This is a genomic window from Nautilia sp. PV-1 (assembly GCF_004006315.1).
GTDB classification, from domain to species: domain Bacteria; phylum Campylobacterota; class Campylobacteria; order Campylobacterales; family Nautiliaceae; genus Nautilia; species Nautilia profundicola_A.
In genome coordinates this window covers 584786-603170 of the sequence record NZ_CP026530.1, presented here as the reverse complement: position 1 = coordinate 603170, position 18385 = coordinate 584786, and the positions used below count along the sequence as shown (strand labels likewise).

20 protein-coding genes, 4 tRNA genes and 1 pseudogene are annotated in these 18385 nt (G+C 33.2%); 7 read left to right on the top strand and 18 right to left on the bottom strand.

Features of this window, described 5'->3' with window-relative positions:
- Positions 1-18 precede the first annotated feature (18 nt).
- Positions 19-1092, bottom strand: coding sequence for a site-specific integrase (locus C3L23_RS03345; protein ID WP_127679841.1), 1074 nt, complete (start codon positions 1090-1092; stop codon positions 19-21).
- 39 nt (positions 1093-1131) lie between these two features.
- Positions 1132-1317: a hypothetical protein gene (locus C3L23_RS03340; protein ID WP_168175700.1), complete on the bottom strand. Its 186-nt coding sequence runs from the start codon at positions 1315-1317 to the stop codon at positions 1132-1134.
- Positions 1318-1495: 178 nt separating this feature from the next.
- Here C3L23_RS03340 and C3L23_RS03335 point away from each other — a divergent pair, with 178 nt between their 5' ends.
- From C3L23_RS03335 to C3L23_RS03315, 5 genes are all read left to right on the top strand, one after another.
- The gene (locus tag C3L23_RS03335) at positions 1496-1684 is read left to right on the top strand and encodes a hypothetical protein (protein WP_127679837.1); all 189 of its coding nucleotides are present in this window, start codon (positions 1496-1498) and stop codon (positions 1682-1684) included.
- A 187-nt stretch (positions 1685-1871) separates the two neighbouring features.
- On the top strand, positions 1872-3197 hold the full coding sequence (locus tag C3L23_RS03330) for a hypothetical protein (protein ID WP_127679835.1): 1326 nt from the start codon (positions 1872-1874) through the stop codon (positions 3195-3197).
- Between the two features lie 103 nt (positions 3198-3300).
- On the top strand, positions 3301-3960 hold the full coding sequence (locus tag C3L23_RS03325; protein WP_127679833.1) for a hypothetical protein: 660 nt from the start codon (positions 3301-3303) through the stop codon (positions 3958-3960).
- A 19-nt stretch (positions 3961-3979) separates the two neighbouring features.
- Positions 3980-4594 carry a DUF488 family protein gene (locus C3L23_RS03320; protein WP_127679831.1) on the top strand — a complete coding sequence of 205 codons (615 nt, stop codon included), beginning with the start codon at positions 3980-3982 and terminating at the stop codon, positions 4592-4594.
- Positions 4591-5019 carry a DUF488 family protein gene (locus tag C3L23_RS03315; protein WP_127679829.1) on the top strand — a complete coding sequence of 143 codons (429 nt, stop codon included), beginning with the start codon at positions 4591-4593 and terminating at the stop codon, positions 5017-5019. Before C3L23_RS03320 ends, C3L23_RS03315 begins: the two co-directional genes overlap by 4 nt.
- 129 nt (positions 5020-5148) lie before the next feature.
- Here the strand turns inward: C3L23_RS03315 and C3L23_RS03310 are convergent.
- From C3L23_RS03310 to C3L23_RS03295, 4 genes are all read right to left on the bottom strand, one after another.
- Positions 5149-5225 (bottom strand) — tRNA-Asp (locus C3L23_RS03310).
- A gap of 17 nt (positions 5226-5242) precedes the next feature.
- Positions 5243-5318 (bottom strand) — tRNA-Val (locus tag C3L23_RS03305).
- A 35-nt stretch (positions 5319-5353) separates the two neighbouring features.
- Positions 5354-5428: transfer RNA gene (locus C3L23_RS03300), tRNA-Glu, on the bottom strand.
- Positions 5429-5436: 8 nt separating this feature from the next.
- Positions 5437-5512: transfer RNA gene (locus C3L23_RS03295), tRNA-Lys, on the bottom strand.
- Between the two features lie 187 nt (positions 5513-5699).
- Between C3L23_RS03295 and C3L23_RS09705 the strand changes: the two are divergent.
- Both C3L23_RS09705 and C3L23_RS09700 read left to right on the top strand, forming a co-directional pair.
- A pseudogene (locus C3L23_RS09705) lies at positions 5700-6629 on the top strand (nitrate- and nitrite sensing domain-containing protein); the annotation flags it as partial.
- On the top strand, positions 6609-8090 hold the full coding sequence (locus C3L23_RS09700) for a methyl-accepting chemotaxis protein (RefSeq protein ID WP_371264360.1): 1482 nt from the start codon (positions 6609-6611) through the stop codon (positions 8088-8090). The pseudogene C3L23_RS09705 and the gene C3L23_RS09700, both read left to right, overlap by 21 nt.
- Before the next feature lie 3 nt (positions 8091-8093).
- Here the strand turns inward: C3L23_RS09700 and C3L23_RS03285 are convergent, their stop codons facing one another.
- From C3L23_RS03285 to C3L23_RS03230, 12 genes are all read right to left on the bottom strand, one after another.
- A complete protein-coding gene (locus C3L23_RS03285) occupies positions 8094-8453 on the bottom strand; it encodes a hypothetical protein (protein WP_127679825.1) in 360 nt (119 codons plus the stop codon).
- The gene (locus C3L23_RS03280) at positions 8453-9367 is read right to left on the bottom strand and encodes an NAD(P)-dependent oxidoreductase (RefSeq protein ID WP_127679823.1); all 915 of its coding nucleotides are present in this window, start codon (positions 9365-9367) and stop codon (positions 8453-8455) included. The genes C3L23_RS03285 and C3L23_RS03280 overlap by 1 nt, the downstream gene beginning before the upstream one ends.
- A 72-nt stretch (positions 9368-9439) precedes the next feature.
- Positions 9440-9949 (bottom strand): 4Fe-4S binding protein, encoded by a 510-nt coding sequence (locus C3L23_RS03275; protein ID WP_127679821.1) that lies wholly within the window; start codon positions 9947-9949, stop codon positions 9440-9442.
- Positions 9950-9959: 10 nt separating this feature from the next.
- Positions 9960-11045, bottom strand: a complete 1086-nt coding sequence (locus C3L23_RS03270) for a nickel-dependent hydrogenase large subunit (protein ID WP_127679819.1) — start codon at positions 11043-11045, stop codon at positions 9960-9962.
- Positions 11035-11409 (bottom strand): NADH-quinone oxidoreductase subunit C, encoded by a 375-nt coding sequence (locus C3L23_RS03265; protein ID WP_127679817.1) that lies wholly within the window; start codon positions 11407-11409, stop codon positions 11035-11037. The genes C3L23_RS03270 and C3L23_RS03265 overlap by 11 nt, the downstream gene beginning before the upstream one ends.
- Complete coding sequence (locus tag C3L23_RS03260) at positions 11399-11893, bottom strand: NADH-quinone oxidoreductase subunit B family protein (protein ID WP_127679815.1); 495 nt, start codon at positions 11891-11893, stop codon at positions 11399-11401. The genes C3L23_RS03265 and C3L23_RS03260 overlap by 11 nt, the downstream gene beginning before the upstream one ends.
- A 2-nt stretch (positions 11894-11895) precedes the next feature.
- On the bottom strand, positions 11896-12738 hold the full coding sequence (locus C3L23_RS03255) for a respiratory chain complex I subunit 1 family protein (RefSeq protein WP_127679813.1): 843 nt from the start codon (positions 12736-12738) through the stop codon (positions 11896-11898).
- A complete protein-coding gene (locus C3L23_RS03250) occupies positions 12735-14594 on the bottom strand; it encodes a proton-conducting transporter membrane subunit (protein ID WP_127679811.1) in 1860 nt (619 codons plus the stop codon). Before C3L23_RS03250 ends, C3L23_RS03255 begins: the two co-directional genes overlap by 4 nt.
- A 140-nt stretch (positions 14595-14734) precedes the next feature.
- Positions 14735-15616, bottom strand: coding sequence for a 1-aminocyclopropane-1-carboxylate deaminase/D-cysteine desulfhydrase (locus C3L23_RS03245; RefSeq protein WP_127679809.1), 882 nt, complete (start codon positions 15614-15616; stop codon positions 14735-14737).
- On the bottom strand, positions 15616-16680 hold the full coding sequence (fbaA, locus tag C3L23_RS03240; RefSeq protein WP_127679807.1) for a class II fructose-bisphosphate aldolase: 1065 nt from the start codon (positions 16678-16680) through the stop codon (positions 15616-15618). The genes C3L23_RS03245 and fbaA overlap by 1 nt, the downstream gene beginning before the upstream one ends.
- Positions 16681-16693: 13 nt before the next feature.
- The gene (locus tag C3L23_RS09560) at positions 16694-17557 is read right to left on the bottom strand and encodes a peptidylprolyl isomerase (protein WP_127679805.1); all 864 of its coding nucleotides are present in this window, start codon (positions 17555-17557) and stop codon (positions 16694-16696) included.
- A gap of 62 nt (positions 17558-17619) precedes the next feature.
- Positions 17620-18336: a YebC/PmpR family DNA-binding transcriptional regulator gene (locus C3L23_RS03230; protein ID WP_127679803.1), complete on the bottom strand. Its 717-nt coding sequence runs from the start codon at positions 18334-18336 to the stop codon at positions 17620-17622.
- Positions 18337-18385: the final 49 nt, after the last annotated feature.

The following is an 18385-nucleotide window of genomic DNA, read 5'->3' as shown; positions in this document are numbered from 1 at the left end:
ATGTTGTCAGTAGAACTGTCAGTAAAGTTTTATGTCTCTTTTAATCTTTAAATGTTCGTTTTTTATGTATTTCGCATAGGTTGAAAGAGTCTCGTATGAATCTTTGTGTCCGAGTATCTGTGATACGTCAAGTATATTGATACCCGCTCTTATTGCGTTTAAGGCAAACGTGTGTCTGGTGTTATACATTACCCTTCTCTCAATACCGCACTTATCAAGCAGTCTGTACCAGAAGGGATGGAATTTATCGCTGTCGTAATACATCCTGTTATTGATTGTGGTAAAGAGTAAATCAAGACCTTTTTGTTTTTGAGTTTCGATTTGATTTTTTAAATAAGGGATAAGCTCATCCATTATAGGAACTTTTCTTATTGAGTGTTTTGTTTTGGGTGTGCCTATTTCGCCTTTTTTGATTCTTTTATCTACGTTAATGGTTTTATTTTCCAAATCGATATCATCAATCGTTAAAGCGATAATCTCACCCGGACGCATACCAGTCATAAAAGCGATTGCCAAATAGTTTTTAAACCATCCGTCAGCATTGTTAAGTATAAGAGTTACTTCCTCTTTACTGAAAGGATACATCTGCCTAATCGGATTATGTTTTGGAAGTTTGATTCTGTCACAAGGATTTTCTTTTATGTGCTCATAGTCAATTGCTATTTCAAATATGGCTTTAAGAATTCCAAGAAATTTTTGCATTCTTATGGGTGAGACTTCTTTTAATCTCTCATCAACCCATTGCTTGATGAAGCCTTTTGAGATTTTATCTATCGTATAACTTCCAAAAACGGGTATCAACTGGTTTGAAACCATATTGTTAAACTCTTTCCATGTTTTAAGAGACTCTTTTTGTTTCAGATACAGCTCGGCGTAATGTTTGAATTCTTTGGGTTTAAATTTACTGTCCTGAATCTCGCCTAAAAGTATTTTCCTCTCGATTTCGGGAATAACGTATTTTTTAGCGAGCTTAACGTTTTCTTTGGTGTAATCCCTTTTAAGTGACTTTTGAACACACCTGCCGTTTATATAATACTGAACGTATAATCTCCCTTTTCTATTAAACAAACTAACTTTTGGATTTTCTATCATCTCTTACCTCCTATGAGGTAAGTGTCAATCGTAATACAATTATAGCTCATTTAAAATCTCTTTAAAAGGATTTTCCTCCCTGCCCGTTATCCATTTTTCCATCTGTGCTACGTTCCATAAGGTTTTCTTTATTCCATACGGTTCGTAATAGTGGATTCCTTTTTTGAAGAGTTTATTCTTGTTTTTAAGAAGAAAGTCTTTACTTACACCGAGATAGTCTGCCATTTTAGATGTAGAGTAACAAAAAGGCTTCATAGGCTTATCCTTTTTGTTACTTAATTATAATAAAGAATTTCAAAAAAACTCGAAATTGAAAAAATTTCTGAAAATTTCTTAAATTTTTTTACTAAAACGATTTAAAGATAACTTCTTTATTATAATTAATCTCAAAAGGAGTTATCCCATGGATTACAGAAAAATAAAACAGCTAATCAATAAGTTAGAAAAACTGCAAAAAGAAGAAGCCCTACTGGAATCGAAAATAAAAAAGATAAAAGAACAGATTAATATTACTCAATCTGAATTAAACAAACTTCTCTCACTTCCAAATAATAACATTCAACAACCTCAAACATCTTCTACGATAAACTAATAACTGACTCACAATTTTATCTTTCCTAATTTCTTCTTCTTTTTTCTTGTAACCCATTAAAAAAATTTAAACTCATATAAATAGATTAAAAAGCACAAGCGTTTGAGTTTACGAAAACGTGTAGTGCGTACGCACTACGCAATTGTTCGGCAAGCTTACAATCGCAAGTGCGTAAAGGAGTTACGTAATGATTAGAAAATCCTCAATCCATATTGAAAAAGCGAATATCGGTGAATTCTATCACAACAGCAGGGAAAAGGATACAAACAATTCAATATTCAGTAAAGATGATAATTACTGCAGTCTTAAAGCAAACGAAGCAATGGAATTATATTTCAATGAACTTAAAAAAAGAACGGAACTTTATCAAAGAAGAACAGGTAAGAAACTTCATAAAAAAACGATTACCCTTTTCAGTGCCGTAATCAACCTTAACGAAAAACACACAAAAGAAGATTTGGAAAAAATAGTCAGATTTATTGAGAAAAGATATAACACAAAAGTAATCCAGTTTGCCATCCATAAAGACGAAGGACACATAGATGAAAACGGAAATAAAATTATCAACTATCATGCACATATACTCTTTATAGGAATAGACAACGAAGGTGTGAGTGTCAGAAGAAAAATGGACAAAAAAGATTTAATTACCCTTCAGGATGAAGTCGCAAAACTCTTAAACATGCCTAGAGGCGTAAACTATACGCAAGAAAAGAAAAAAAGACCAAAAAGACTTGACACCTACGAATACAAAAGAGCCATGAAAATTAAAAACGATGAAGTTTTAAAATTAAAAAAAGAGCTTGAAAAAGAAAAAAATTTAAGAAAACAAACTGAAGAGAAAAACAGAAAACTAAAAAAAGATTTATTACTTAAAGACGCCGAAATCAGAAAACTCGAACTTACCAAAAAAGGACTTGAAAAAAGAATCCAAAAATTAAGAAACCAGATGAAAGACTATAATAAACTCCAAGAAGCAAACGAACAATATAAACTATTTACCAAAGATGATTACCAAACGTTATCTCAAATCAAAAAACTTTTAAAAGTCTCAACCCTTAAAGACATAAATCATATGCTAAACGAATTTGAAAATTCAATCAAAGAGAGAATTAGAAAAAGACAGCTTGAGCTTATCGAAAAACACTCAACCGAAACAGGATTGATTAAAAAAGAAAAAGTTATTAAAACCGATAAGGCTAAAAAGATAATCAAATCCACAACATCAACCAAAAAAGACTATGGCAAAGAATTCATCGAAGCCGTTTTTAGAGTAAAACAGCTTCAAAAAGAACTGAAACAGGAAAAAGAGAAAAATCAAATCTTAAAAACAAAAATCAAAGATTTAGAAAATGAAAATGTCAAACTTAAAATTGAAAGGGATTATACGGAAATGGAATATGAATTTAATAAAGAAAATAAAGCTGAAAAAAACGGAAAAAATGAAATAAACAAAACATTAACGCATACTTCAAAAAAACGTATAAAAAGCAGTAAAAATATTGGAGATTAATGATTTTTTATAAAGCTAAAACTTAAAGTTGAAAATTTATTCCTTGCTTTTAAAAAAGTATTAAAGTAAAATATATAATATAATTTAAAATTAAGGAATGATTTTGGAAAAAAAAGTAATTTTTGTAGCTTCATCAGTAAAACATTCAGAAAATTGTGTAGCAGTAATTGACATACATAATAAAAAATTTTACCGAATAGTTGCAGATAAAAACGGAAAAGAAATTATTTGGAGTGACTATAATATACTCGGATATAATTGCATATTTCCAATACGAAATAATCTTCCTTTTTTGGCAAAAATAAAAATATTAAAAGAAGTTCCTTTAAATTGTCAACCAGAAAATGTTATTATTGATAAAAAAATTGAATTTATAAATGAAATTGACTTAAAGGAATTAGAAAATTTTGTGTATACTCCTAAAAGCTTATGGGGAAAAGAAAATTATATAAAGTATGATGAAAACCTTAAAATTAATTATTCTCTTTTTTTAATTAAGGTTAATAAAATCAGTTTATATTGGAAAGATAGAGGAAATAATAAATCTTTGCAAAGAAGAGGAAAATTTATATATAATAATATAACTTACGATTTGCCATTAACTGATCCGGATTTTGAATATTTAAAAGAACAAGTTATAGAAGATGTTTATCTCGTTGTTAGTTTAGGAGAACCATTTAACGGCAACTGTTATAAAATTATTGCAAAAGTATTTGTAGATATACTTCCTGAAAAGAAGGTATGGGATATCCTAGGTTTATAGATATAGGAGTTTAATTAAAATGGAAGAAATTTTCACGATAGGGCATTCTACACATAAATTAGAAGATTTTATAAAATTACTTCAAAAAAATAATATTGATGTAATTGTAGATGTAAGAAGTATTCCTTATTCAAAATATGCTTACTGGTTCAATAAAGAAGATTTACAATTTTATTTAAAGAAAAACAAAATTTATTATATATTTATGGGCAATTCTTTAGGTGCAAGATGGGAAGATAAAAATTTAATTTTTGAAGATGGAAAAGTAAATTTTGAAAAAGTAATGCAAACTAAAAAATTTCAAGACGGAATTGATAGAATTTTAAACGGGGTAAAAAAAGGTTATAAAATCGCATTAATGTGCAGCGAAAAAGAAGCGTTTGATTGCCACAGATTTTCTTTAATTTCAAGATTCCTAAGAAATAAATTTAATATTTATCATATTTATCCTGATAAAATACTATCCCAAGCCTACCTTGAAAAAAAACTTTTGGAAAAATATATAAAATTTTTACCAGAAAAAAATTTATTTCATCCTGAAATCAGCGATGAAGAAAGATTACAAAAAGCATATAAGCTTAGAAATATAGATATAGCTTACAATATATTTACTAAAGAAGGGGATAATGAATGAAATTATTTACAATTGGATTTTCTGGAAAAAGTGCGGAAGAATTTTTTAATTTACTAACTAGAAATAATATACAAAAAGTTATAGATATAAGATTAAATAATAAGTCACAACTTGCTGGCTTTACAAATATAAAACATTTTCCTTATTTTTTAAAATTACATGGTATTAAATATGAACATAACAAACTTTTTTTTCCAACAGAAGAATTATTGAAAAACTATAAAAATAAAAAAATAACATGGGAAGAATATGAAAATATTTTTTTAAACTTATTAAAAGAAAGAAAAATAGAAGATAAAATAAATATTAATGATTTTGAAAATGCAGTTTTATTATGTAGTGAAAAGACAGCTGATAAATGTCACAGAAGATTAAGTGCAGAATATTTAAAAAAATTTTTTAATATAGAAATTATACATTTATAAAAATAAAATAATTTTTTAAAAACAAATAAAATTTGTCAGTTAAATTGTCAGTAAAAATCCGCCAAAAACGACTGACACTTACCTCGTTGATTTTTAAAAGATACCGAAATTACGGAGTTTTTGAAGTGATGGCGGAGCCGACGGGACTCGAACCCGCGACCTCCGGCGTGACAGGCCGGCATTCTAACCAGCTAAACTACGGCTCCACTCTTGGCATTGTAGATGGTGGTCGCTGCAGGGCTCGAACCTGCGACCCCCAGCTTGTAAGGCTGGTGCTCTCCCAACTGAGCTAAGCGACCAACAAATTTTATTAATGGATTAGGACTTTGTGAAGTGGTGACCCCTACGGGACTCGAACCCGTGTCGCCGCCGTGAAAGGGCGGTGTCCTAACCGCTAGACGAAGGGGCCATTTAGCGTGGTGACCCGTGTTGGATTCGAACCAACGGCCCTCTGCTTAAAAGGCAGATGCTCTACCGACTGAGCTAACGGGTCAGCTTTTCTTTCACAACTTGTCGTTGTGGACTGAAATTATATGGAAATTATTTTTCAATGTCAAGAGAATTTATGAAAAAAATTCAAAAAATTCAAATTAAATATAAATTAAAAATATATTTATTGAATTTGAAGAAAAAATGTGTATAATACAAAGTTATGAACAACTATTCATAAAGGATGTCAAATGTATTTCTTCAAAAACCTGTCAATTAAAAGAAAGATAATGCTTATAACAGTCATTCCGTCCGCTTTTTTGTTATGGCTTATGATAAGTTCTATTTATAAAAGATATGAAAACATAAACCGGCTTAATAATATCAAGACCTTAATGCAGTTAACTTTGAAAGCCGAAAAATTAGTAAACGAACTTCAAAAAGAAAGAACATTATCCGTTTTTTATTTATATTCAAAAGACCCTTCCGATAAAAACGCAATGCTCAAACAAAGAAAAAACACCGATACCGGCAAAAATATATTTATTACTACTTTAAATCACATAACATTGCAGAAAATAAATAACATAAATTACGACTTTTATAAAAAAATAAAAATCATTCTGGATAATCTTTCAAATTTAAACACCGTCAGAAAAAAGATAGATACAGGTTTAGTAAAAACAAACAGGGTTATTACCTTTTATTCTCAATTAAATTCAAATTTAATCTCCCTTTTTGAAACACTTTCATATTTATCCCCGGATGAAAAACTTTCTAAAATAATAAATTCTTATTTTGCTATTTTAAATACCAAAGAAAAAACTGAAATAGAAAAAATCATAGCCTCCGAAGCTATTTCAAGCGGTCTGTTCAGCCCGGAAAGTTATGAACTTTTTTCACAGGTTATAACCAAACAAAAAACCTTTATTAACTTTTTCAAAAAAAATGCACCCAAAAACATATTGGATTATTACAGTTCACAGATAAATGCCAATAAGAATATTTTTAGAAAAATAATTTATATTGAAAACGTACTTCTGCATGATATAGACAAAAAAATCCAGGTCAGTTTTATTAAAGACGATATAGGAGCAAACGGCTTTGAAACAGATTTAAGAAATTATTACGCAACAAAAGACAAAGATCTTATTGACGATATGAAAGGCGACGTAGACGATCTAAAAGACGATATTAACTCTTATCTTGCCCTACCTTATGTTACCGACATAGAAAAAAATCTATTACACAAACTTTTAAATATCTATAATCAAAAAATACAAATATTAGAAAAAAACGGCAACCTTCCTTTAGAAAAATTAAATGACAAACTATCAGAACATGACGGGGATGTATTAAATATCATAGGAAATTTAAGCAATTTCTTCTTTTTAAAAGAAAACAACAAACAGTTTTTAAAAATAATTAACAACAAAATAAAAACGTTAAACAATATTATAAATTATATAAAAAAAGATATATTAAAAATTGTTGATTCCGACTATAAAACAAACATAGAGCTTATAATACTAATCAGCACGCTGTATCTGCTTTTATTTATTATTATCGCATTTATGATCTTCTTAACATCTAAAAACATAATAACAAACATTCAAATATTCCAAGACGGATTAAACGAGTTTTTCAGATTTATAAACAAAGAAACCGATTCAGCAAAAGAAATAGAAATCAACACCATGGACGAATTTGGAAAAATGGCGAAAACAGTAAATGAAAACATTGTAAAAATAGAACAGAAACTAGCCCAGGACAATTTAATGATTACGGCTTTAGGAAATGAAGTTGAAAAAATGAAAAAAGGCATTTTCGAAGGACAAATCCGTGAAAAAGCGGCAGATCCTGAATTGGAAAAAATAAGAAATATATTCAATGCGATGCTTGAAAATTTTCAAATGATAATAGGCAAAGACATAAATAAAACGGTATATGTTCTCGACAGGGCTATGAAAAGGGACTTCAGCAAAAAAATAGAACATGCGGTAGGTAAAGTTGAAAAAGCCGTTAATTCCGTGCTTGAAACCATTGTAAATATATTAAGCAAAAATAAAGAAAACGGTGAAGAGTTAAACGCTTCAGCCAATCAATTAAAAGAAAAAATGAATCAGCTGAAACATTTTGCCAAAGAAGCGTCTGAGGAGCTTTCCGAAGTAACAAACGATATTCAAATGATAAACGAAGAAGTATTAAATATATCAAACGATACCAAAAATGTAGTAGAACAGTCTCACGATATTAAAAATATTGTAAAAATAATACAGGAAATAGCCGATCAGACCAATTTACTTGCTTTAAACGCCGCTATAGAAGCTGCAAGAGCCGGAGAACACGGAAGAGGTTTTGCCGTTGTTGCAGACGAAGTCAGAAAATTAGCTGAAAAAACACAAAAAAGTTTAAATGAAATTGATAGCAATATAAATATTTTAACCCAGTCTATAACGACAATAGGAGAAAGTATTGTAAATCAGGCCGACAAAATTAATACTACTTCCGAAAAGATAATGAATGTAAATCAAAAAACACAAAAAATGGAAGAAAATATCCTTACAGTCGACAATATTGCAAACAAAGTCAACACTATGGCAAACGCAATGTTAAAAGAAGTGAACAAAAATAAAATTTAAATTTTATTTTTGCTTGAAATTTAAAAAGTCATTATTAGGCTGAGCCGGAATAATCTGCTGAAGCGTATCTTTATGGCATTTTGTGCAAGTACTTAACTTCTGATGTTCCGGAACGGGCGTATTTATAAGTTTTTTTCTGCTGTGACAGTCAAAACAGTCTGCTCCGCATTCATCCATACCTTTACTAGGATGGTTTTTATGACATTTTGTGCAGGTAATCAAAAAATGATGCTCTTTATAATATTTATTTGTTTTATTGTATTCCAACTGTTTTAATTTAGGATGACATTCCAGACAGTCGCTGCTGCACGCATAAAGCGATACAGTTGCAAATAATGCTAAACAGACGGTTTTTTTTAGCATTATTTCTCCTTTTCATAAAATATTTTTAAACAGTTTCTAGGTTTTTTACCGTTTATAAAATCCTTAATATTTTCAAGAGAAATTTCCATAATTCTAAATAGCGCTTCTTTAGTGTAATAAGCCATATGCGGTGTTGCTATTATATTTTCTTTTTTAGCCAGATTCCAATCCGGCAATACATCCGCTGCAATTATACCCTCAAAACTGTTATAAACTTCAAAACTGATAATTTCGGCACGCGCCGGATTTATAATTATATTCCCGTCAAAAAAAGTTATATTTTCAGAATTAATTAAATTTTTTGTGCTTTTAGTAAGCGGAAGGGCGATAAAAAGTATATCGCTGTTTCTTAGAGTGTATTCAAGATTATCGGTATATTCCACGCCTTCTATCAGTTTCTTGCTTCTGTTAAAGCCTATTATGCTCTGAACACCGAAACCTTTTGCGATTTGAGCAATATGGGTCCCGATTGTGCCAAGCCCTAAAATACCGATTCTTTTACCCTGTATTTCGCTGCCTTTCAAATCAGAATAATACAGATCTCCGTTTTTTACCCTCTGTATTGCTATATACGTCTTTCTTAAAGCTTCCAGCAAAAGAGAAAAAGCAAACTCGCTTACACACGGACCGGCGTACCCTACTACATTGCTTGCAAACAGTCCTCTTTTATATATTTCTTCCAAATCGAGATGATCGACTCCGGTAGAGCGGGTTTGTATATATTTAAGATTTTTAAATTTATCAAGTACATTCTTATCGAGTTTCGAATGTATAAATACTGAAATCACATCAAAATCTGCAGACCCGGCATATTCATTTATCGTTTCTTCAAAAAAATAAAGCTCCTGATTTTTTAGATTTTGTTCAAAAAAAGTTTTCTCTTCAGGTTTGATTTCAAAAAAGGCTATTTTCATAACGGTTCCTTTATGAATAAAGATTCATAATATATTATACACCTAAAGAGAAAAAAAAGGAAGGTTTAAATGTTATTCGGCAGACGCTTTTGCTTTTGCAGCTTTTGCCGCAGCTCTTTTTGCTTTTTTGTATTCAGCCAGTTTTTCACGGCTGTCGGCAGCTCTTATTTCAAGCTCACGCCATTTTTTTTCAACTTCTTTAGGATTATTTATTTCGTTTATAAAATATCCTAGTTTAGGATCTTTTATCACGCTTTCTCCCATTACGGGAGTTCTTGCTTCCGACTGGGTAAGGCATCCCTCTTCGGCTTTCGGACACGCATCAACACATGCTCCGCAGTAAATACAAAGATACGGGTTGTAGTTGTACTGTTTTTTTCCGCTTTCTATATCAACCACTTCAAACTTAATAGCTCCCGGAGGGCATATATTTTCACATTTGTCACAAAAAATGCAAAGCTCTTCATTATAAAGAATAGTACCTCTGTATCCTTTAGGCTCAGGTGAAGGAGCAAAAGGATATTTTATTGTTTCAGGTTTTGAAACTAAATTTTTTAACGATTCGATAAACATTTGTATCATAATTACTCCTTTATCTGGCCGTACAGCTCATACATGGATCGAAACTTAGCACGATCGCCTGCGCATCTGAATATTTTTCACCTACAAAAAGCTCTTTAAGTACAGGAATATTCGCATATGTCGGCACTCTGATTCTGACTCTTTCAAGAACTTTCGTTTTATTACCTTTGAGATAATAAAAACATTCTCCCCTAGGCGCTTCAACCCTTACAAACGTTTCGCCGTCCGGTCTTCCTTTAACTTTAACCCTGTGTTCTCCCTCAGGTATACCGTCAAGTATATTAAGACACATTTCAATTGAATTCATAATCTCATCGAATCTGACCATATTTCTGGCCCAGACATCACCTTCCGTTCGTGTCTGAAGTTTATATCCCACTTCTTCAAACGGCAGATAGTCATATTCAGCCCTTGCGTCAGTTTCAAGGCCGCTGGCTCTGGCAATAGGTCCCGCAGCGTTAAACTTCGCAGCCATTTCTTTGGAAATAGTACCGACACCTTTTGTTTTTACTCCGAAAGTATAGTCGTTTTCGAAAAACTCAATCAGTTTTTCTGTATTTGCTTTAAGAGTTAAAAGTTTTTCTCTTGCAAAATTTTCCGTTTCTTTATCAAAATCCCTCGCAACTCCTCCGATTATCTGATAATCGTACTGAACCCTGTTACCGGTAATTCTTTCAAGAATATCCATTACGTCTTCTCTGTATCTGAATGTCTGCATAAACAGGTTTTCGTATCCGACTACCTCGGCAACGTGCCCGTTCGCAAGCATATGGGAGTGAATTCTGTCAAGTTCCACAACAAGCATTCTTAAATAGTCTATTTTTTTATTTGTTTCAATTCCAAGCAGTTTTTCAATACCGTGAGTATAAGCTCCCGCATGCGTAATAGAACAAAGCCCGCACACCCTTGCTACAAGATATGGAAGCTGAGTATATTCAAATCTCGTAATTGCCGCTTTTTCTATTCCTCTGTGAACATAACCTATATTAACGGTAACGTCTGTAATAACTTCGTTTTGAGTTTCAAACAAAAAGCTTACCGGTTCAGGCAGCGCAACATGCTGTGATCCGAAAGGTACAATAATTTTATTTCCCATTTGCTTCCCCTTTTCTTAAAGGCGCCTGAGGTGCGTCAGGTTCGATAAACACCCCTTTTGCCGCATTTTCAACATCTAATCCAAAGAGATCCGCAAGCTCCCACTCTGCAATCCATGCGCTAGGAACAACACTGACTATTGAAGGAATTTTAGCATCGTACGGTACGTTTTCGGCTCTGAACACCGTTAATTTGTTTTTGTCATTATATTTTGAAAATATCCAGTCAATCGTAACATTTCCTCCGTTATCAGTGGCGTTAACGGTTACATAATGATACTGATTTTCGTCATACCAGTCTTTTATTAAATCAACCACATTTTCTATTGTAGCTTCCATAAATGTTATTTCCGGATTAATCATCATTTCTAGCTCCTAATTTTTCTAATAATTCTACACTGTGACCCCTCATATATTCTTTTTCTTTTGTTTTTTTCTCCCAGATTTTAACCGCTTCAACCATTCCGTCGATAACAGCTTCGACTCTCGGCGCACATCCCGGTATCCATACGTCCACAGGAATTATATTGTCAACGCCGTTTTCTACGTGATAAAAATCCCTGAAAATACCTCCTCCGTGTGCACAAGCGCCCATTGCAACGACCACTTTTGGCTCGGGCATTTCAATATAAAGTCTTCTTAAAACGTCTCTGCATCTTTTTGTAACAGGGCCCGTAACCAATAAAATATCAGACTGTTTCGGATTTCCTCTGTTGAGCATACCGAATCTTTCGATATCGAATTTTGGAGCAAGAGCCGCAAGAATTTCAATATCACACCCGTTGCACCCTCCTGTATTATAATGCAATATCCAAGGGGATTTTTTTCTGAATTTACTAAATATACCCATAACTACCTCCATAGTGCCAAAAAGATTATATTAAGCGCTGATATCGGAATTAATACAAACCAGGAAAATTTAACCATTCTTCTGAAATCAAGCCTTGCAGTCGCGTTATCAAGTGCATTGACAAAAATAAACACTAAAAACACCAGCAGCGCTCCCAGCCAGTAATGGCTTCCTCCGAATAAAAACACAAAGAAAAATACATACACATATTCAATCCATTTTCCTGTGTAAACAGCTTCGTAAAAAGGTCCGCTGTATTCTATTTCCGGACCTCCGATAATTTCCTGATGCGCTTCTGCTACATCAAAAGGAGATTTGTGAAGCATCATAGGAATCGCTAAAACAAATGCTACAAACACTACAGGAATCTGAAATAAAGGAACTCCAGGATATGTCAAAATATCCTTCAGATTAAAACTGCCTACAACCTGATAAAAAGCCACCACCATCAATACCATTAAAGGCTCATAACTTATCATATGCATAAGTTCTCTCATCGCACCTATTACACTGTAAGGGCTTCTTACGCTAAAAGCACCGATTGTAAGAGCCAGTACCGCTATTACATGGAAAAAAACGGCAACCAATAAGTCATTTCCCAAAAACAGCACTAAAAGTGCAAACCAGCACGCCACAAAATACATAATACCCATTACCGCATGCAGAGAATGCACCATTAAAGGCCTTTTGTCCATTAATTTAAAAAAATCATAAAAAGGCTGCATTACAGGAGGTCCCACCCTGCTTTGCATTCTGGCTTTTACTATTCTTTCAACACCATACACAAAACCGCCTATAACAGGCGCAAAAAGCGTAAGCAGTATCATTAACGTTTCAAACTTCATAATAAACCTCCTCCAAGAACTAATACCATAATAAACAGAGCAATACTGAATGCTATCAGATAGTTTTCATATTTTGAAATACATACGAAATTATATGTTTCAATATGTCTAGGGAACGCTTCGCCACAGTTATACGGCATAGCGGTATCTACATTTTTGAAATGTACGAAAAACGGAAGAGCGTGAATTAATAATAAAATAATCAATGCTCCCATAATCTGCCAGAAATACAATGTTGAATTGTTAATAATCAAAGACAGATGTTCTGAATAAATATTAGCTACGCTTCCGGTTATTTCAGTGGCAACAGGAACGATTTGCGTAGCAATAAACGGAGCGATAAATACTGTCAGAGCCAATAGCCACACATAATACCAGATTGATACAAAGTTAAATCTTTTTGGCAGAGGCAGAAGTTTAACTTTTTCTATTCCATGAGATTTTCTGACACTGATACCCAATACTTTCATATAAAGCACGCTCAAAAATGCGCTTCCCGCACCCACATAAAGAATTAACAGAACATAACTGCCGTGAGAGAGGAAACCACTTGCCTCTTCAATCATAATCCATTTACCTATAAAAGTTCCGAAAGGAACGAACGTCATATTTAAAAATCCAAAGAAAATAAACATAAGAGTAAGAGGAGCTCTTTCTATTAATCTTTTCATTTCTTTTATATATTTAACGTGAAATACTTTTTCCAAAACCCCGGCTTCGATGAACAGAAAACCTTTCGCAAACGCATGGAATAAAATAAGAATAAGACTTGCGGTAACCGCAATTGGCGTACCTACAACAGCGGCAAGCATCATAAGTCCAAGCAGAGAAATGGTTGAATATGCAAGAATTTTTTTGAAATTGTCCTGTGTTAATGCTATAACGGCAGCTGCAACAAACACGAAACCTGTTGTAATAATTAAAAGTTTTGCTAAAAGAGTGCCTTTAATAATAGGTGAAAGTCTAAGCAGCAGATAAGGAGCGATTTTTACCATTGTTGCCGAATGCAGTATCGCACTGACGGGTGTCGGCGCAACCATCGCACCTAAAAGCCATTTGTGAAAAGGCATTTGAGCGCCTTTTACAAGCGCGCTTAAAGATAAAAACCCTAAAGCCGTAAGTGAAACAACCTTCGGAGATGCGTTTAACAGATCCGTAAAATCATAAATACCGCTTGTTTTTATTAAAGTCAGAAGAGCTAATAAAATAGCAACCCCTCCAATCTGATTCATCCATAAAGCCAAAACTGCGTTATTAACAGCTTCACTGTCCATTCTGAATCTGATGAGTACGTATGAAGCAAGTGTTGTTGTCTCAAACAGCGCAAAAAACCATTCGATATTATTAACGCTTACTGCGAAATTCATCACACCCAAAAACCAGATCAAAATAGCTACAAAGCTATGTTTTCCTTTTTCGTCATATTCCATGTATTTAGTTGCGAAAATCGCAATAGGAACACCGACAATTGCTACAATCATATACATAAACGCCGTTAATTTATCAACATATATGTTGGCTGTATCGCTCTCTTTAATCATAAATACAACAATTGTTAAAAGAACAAGCTGTAAAACGGCAAGTGAAGAAACCAGCATACTTTTATTTTTTATACCCTGATAAAAAAAGTATCCCAGCAAACCGAAATCATACACCGTTATCAGATATCCGACCCAGTTAGGTGTATCCATGTAATAAGGCAAATTGCCACTTGAATAAATCATCCATGCAAAATAACCTAAAATAGGCAGCATTGCAAATGAAAGCAGATTAGTTACAAAATCGTTTTTTGCCAGATAAATCACCAAAGCGGCAATCCACGGCAATACGATACTTAGAACAATAAATGTATCCATATTACCCTCCAAAATAAATTTGATTATATAATAATATCAAAATGAACATTCATTTATGAATACTATAAATTAAACTTATATTAAAAAGATATGCGGTTTGTATAAAAAAGTTACACTTAATTTTAAACAGATTGGAAAGTTTAATTATAAGAGTTGAGTTTTAGTTTTCTTTTATATCTTTTAATCATTGTTTTGTTGCCGAAAATACCGCCCTGATGGACATATAGTATATCTTTTAAATTGTGGAACATAATCGTATCCCATCCTATAGGGTCGTAAAGAAGATCAAATTCTATTCCTGAATTTTTAAGTTCTTTCCACAGAAAATAAAGTTCAGAATAGAGTTTTCCGTAGTGATATTTTTTTCTGGGTTTAAGAATGGTAGGTATTTTCCCTCCTCCCAACCATTTAAACTGCTTTTTTAAATAGTTTTCGTCACCGACACAAGGAACCGTTAGAACCTCCACATTTACGTGTTTTGAAAGAAAATAAGCTGTTGTACCGGTACCGCTTGGAAGAAAAATTTTTAAATTATGATTAAGTGCATATTCATTCACTTCTTCGGCCAAAAGTTTTATTCCGTATTCACTTTCCTGAATTCTTCCGCCCTCTTCGATTATCAGTGTTTCTTCATCTTTTAACGATTTAACAAATCTGATCAGTTTCTCGCCTCTTAAATCCGTTTCAATTATATTAGCACCGTTTTGAAGAGCCTTTAAATAATTTCCTTCCGGATTTTGTTTTAAGTATTTCGGAATATGGTTCGTATAATATATGAATTCCCATTTTTTTATTTTACACAAAACACTCAGGCTCATCATTGCATTCGACTGGTTAGATCCGAATGAAACAACTCTTTTTACATTCGGAAATTCATTATTCAGAAAATAATAAAATTTTCTGGCTTTGTTGCCGTTAAAATCATTACTTAACAAATCGTCGCGCTTAATATGAAAAAAATTGTTTTGAAAGAAAAAAGGAGTGATTGGAGAATTTTCCAATCTCCAGGTTTTTGTGCTCATTAAATGGCTTTTAAATCTTTATATGCTTCTATTACTCTGGCTTTCATAGATTTTTCACCTTCTCTTAGCCATTTTCTAGGATCATAATATTTTTTATTAGGTTTGTCTTCACCTTCAGGGTTGCCTATCTGGCTTTGAAGATAATCTTTGAATTTTTCAATATAACCTTTGACTCCTGCCCAGAACGCCCACTGGGTATCGGTGTCGATATTCATTTTTACCACACCGTAATCGATAGCTTCGTGAATCTTAGAAAGTTCACTTCCGCTTCCGCCGTGAAATACGAATCTGATAGGTTTGTCATCATTTAGGTTAAATTCTTTTTTTACATATTCCTGAGAATTTTTAAGAATTATAGGTTCAAGTTTAACATGTCCCGGTTTATATACACCGTGAACGTTTCCGAAACTAGCGGCAATAGTAAACAAATCACTCACTTCGCTTAATTCTTTATATGCATACGCCACATCTTCAGGCTGAGTGTAAAGTTTTGAATTTTCAATTCCCGTATTGTCCACACCGTCTTCTTCACCGCCTGTTACGCCTAATTCAATCTCAAGCATAATATCAAGTGCGCTTAATTTTTTCAGATACTCTTTACAAGTCTGAACATTCTGTTCAAGAGGCTCTTCGCTTAAATCAAGCATATGAGAGCTGAAAAGAGGTTTACCGTATTTTTCTTTGTGTTTAGCATTTGCTTCAATTAAACCGTCTATCCAAGGTAAAAGTTTTCTTGCGGCATGGTCGGTATGTAAAATTACAGGCACACCGTATGCTTCTGCAAGAGTATGAATATGTTTAGCCCCTGCAATAGCTCCAAGCACTGCTGCTTTTTGACCTTCATTATCAAGACCTTTACCCGCCCAGAAATGCGCTCCTCCGTTACTGAACTGAATAATAATTGGAAGGTTCACTTCTTTTGCGGCTTCCATTACGGCATTCACAGAGTTAGTTCCCACAACGTTTATCGCAGGAAGAGCAAAGCCTTTTTCTTTGCAGTAGTCAAGAACTTTTGCAGCTTCGCTGCCGCTTAAAACCCCAGGTTTTACAAAACTAAAATCCATCTAAACCCCTTTTTTATTTTACTTTAATTTCAACTTTTGCAGAGTCTTTTAATTTTTGAATTTCTTTTTGTAATTTTGCTCTTTTTAGATATTCAATAATTTGTAATTTAACCTGATTTAAAGGCATATAGTTTTTCTCGTTTTTAGCTTCAACCAAAATTACATGATATCCGAATCTCGTATGTACAGGTTTAAGTGTTATTTGCCCAGGTTTCATTTTTTCAACAGCCTGTGCAAACGGCTGTACCATCTGTTTAGGATCAAACCATCCAAGTTCGCCTCCGTTTACTTTCGTAGGTCCTGTTGAATATTTTTTTGCTAGTTCGGCAAATTTTTTCTCTAAAGCTTTTCCGTGTAAACCTTTAAGTTCATTAATAATTTTTTCAGCTTCTTTTTCACTTTTCACCAAAATATGTCTAGCTTTGATTTTTGGAGTAGTTTTAAAATATATATCTTTGTTTGCCTCATAGAATTTTTTAACTTCTGCATCAGATATTTTCATATTGTTAAGCTGCTGTTTTAGCCAGTAGTCAACAGCCATTTTTTTCATTAAAGCTTGAAACTGAGGTGTTTTTTCTACACTTTTTGCTTTTTTATATAAAACTAAAGTATCAACATACTGTTTTACGAACTGACCTACATGCTGAGCAGGAAGTTCTTGAAGTTTAATTCTTTTATCAGCAGTCATCCCCTGTAAAAAGTTATTTACGTCTTTTACAGTGATTTTTTTACCGTTAAGTACTGCCACTACAGTATTGTCAGTCAAGCCTTTCATCGGTTTACCGTTTAACGGAGCAGCCCCTCCCATTCCTCCAGCCATTCCTGGAAATGCAAATGCAGCTGCCGCTACTAGTCCGCCTAAAATTATTTTTTTCATAAAATCTCCTTAATTTTTTTATTTTTATTTATTGTATTTATTTAACGTTAATTATACCTTAATTACGCCATATTATGGATAACGTTTTGCACATCGTCAAGCTCTTCAAGCACTTCTATGAGATGTTCGACTTTTTCAGCAGTTTCATCATCAACTTCGCTTTCATTTGTAGCCACAAGCTGAACGTTGCTTTCAAGAATTTCTATTCCGTCTATTCCGTTTACAGCTTCCAGTACACTGTTGAAATCTTCAGGAGCGCTTTCTATAACTAATACTTCGTCAAGTTCTTTTATATCTTCCGCTCCTGCTTCAATGGCTACTTCCATAACCTCATCGTCTTTATCGCTTCTGTTAACTACAATTACACCTTTTTTTTCAAACATCCATGCAACGCTTCCGCTTGTACCAAGACTTCCCCCCGCTTTTTTAAAAGCGTGACGTATAGCCGCAACAGTTCTGTTTTTATTGTCTGTCAGACATTCAACCATTATTGCGACTCCGCCCGGACCGTATCCTTCATAACTGACTTCGCTTAAAGTAACTCCGTCAAGATTACCGGTGGCTTTATCTATCGCTCTTTGAATATTTTGCATAGGCATCGAGTCTGCCTTAGCTCTTTCAACTGCAAGTCTAAGAGCCGCGTTACTCTCAAGATTTCCTCCGCCCTGTCTTGCGGCAGTCATAATCGCTCTTACGTGTTTAGTAAATATTTTCGATTTTTTAGCGTCTTCTTTTGCTTTTATATGTTTTACTTTAGACCATTTATTGTGTCCAGCCATAATTCTCCTTTGCTAAAATATTTGTTATTATACTATAAAAGTGTGTAAG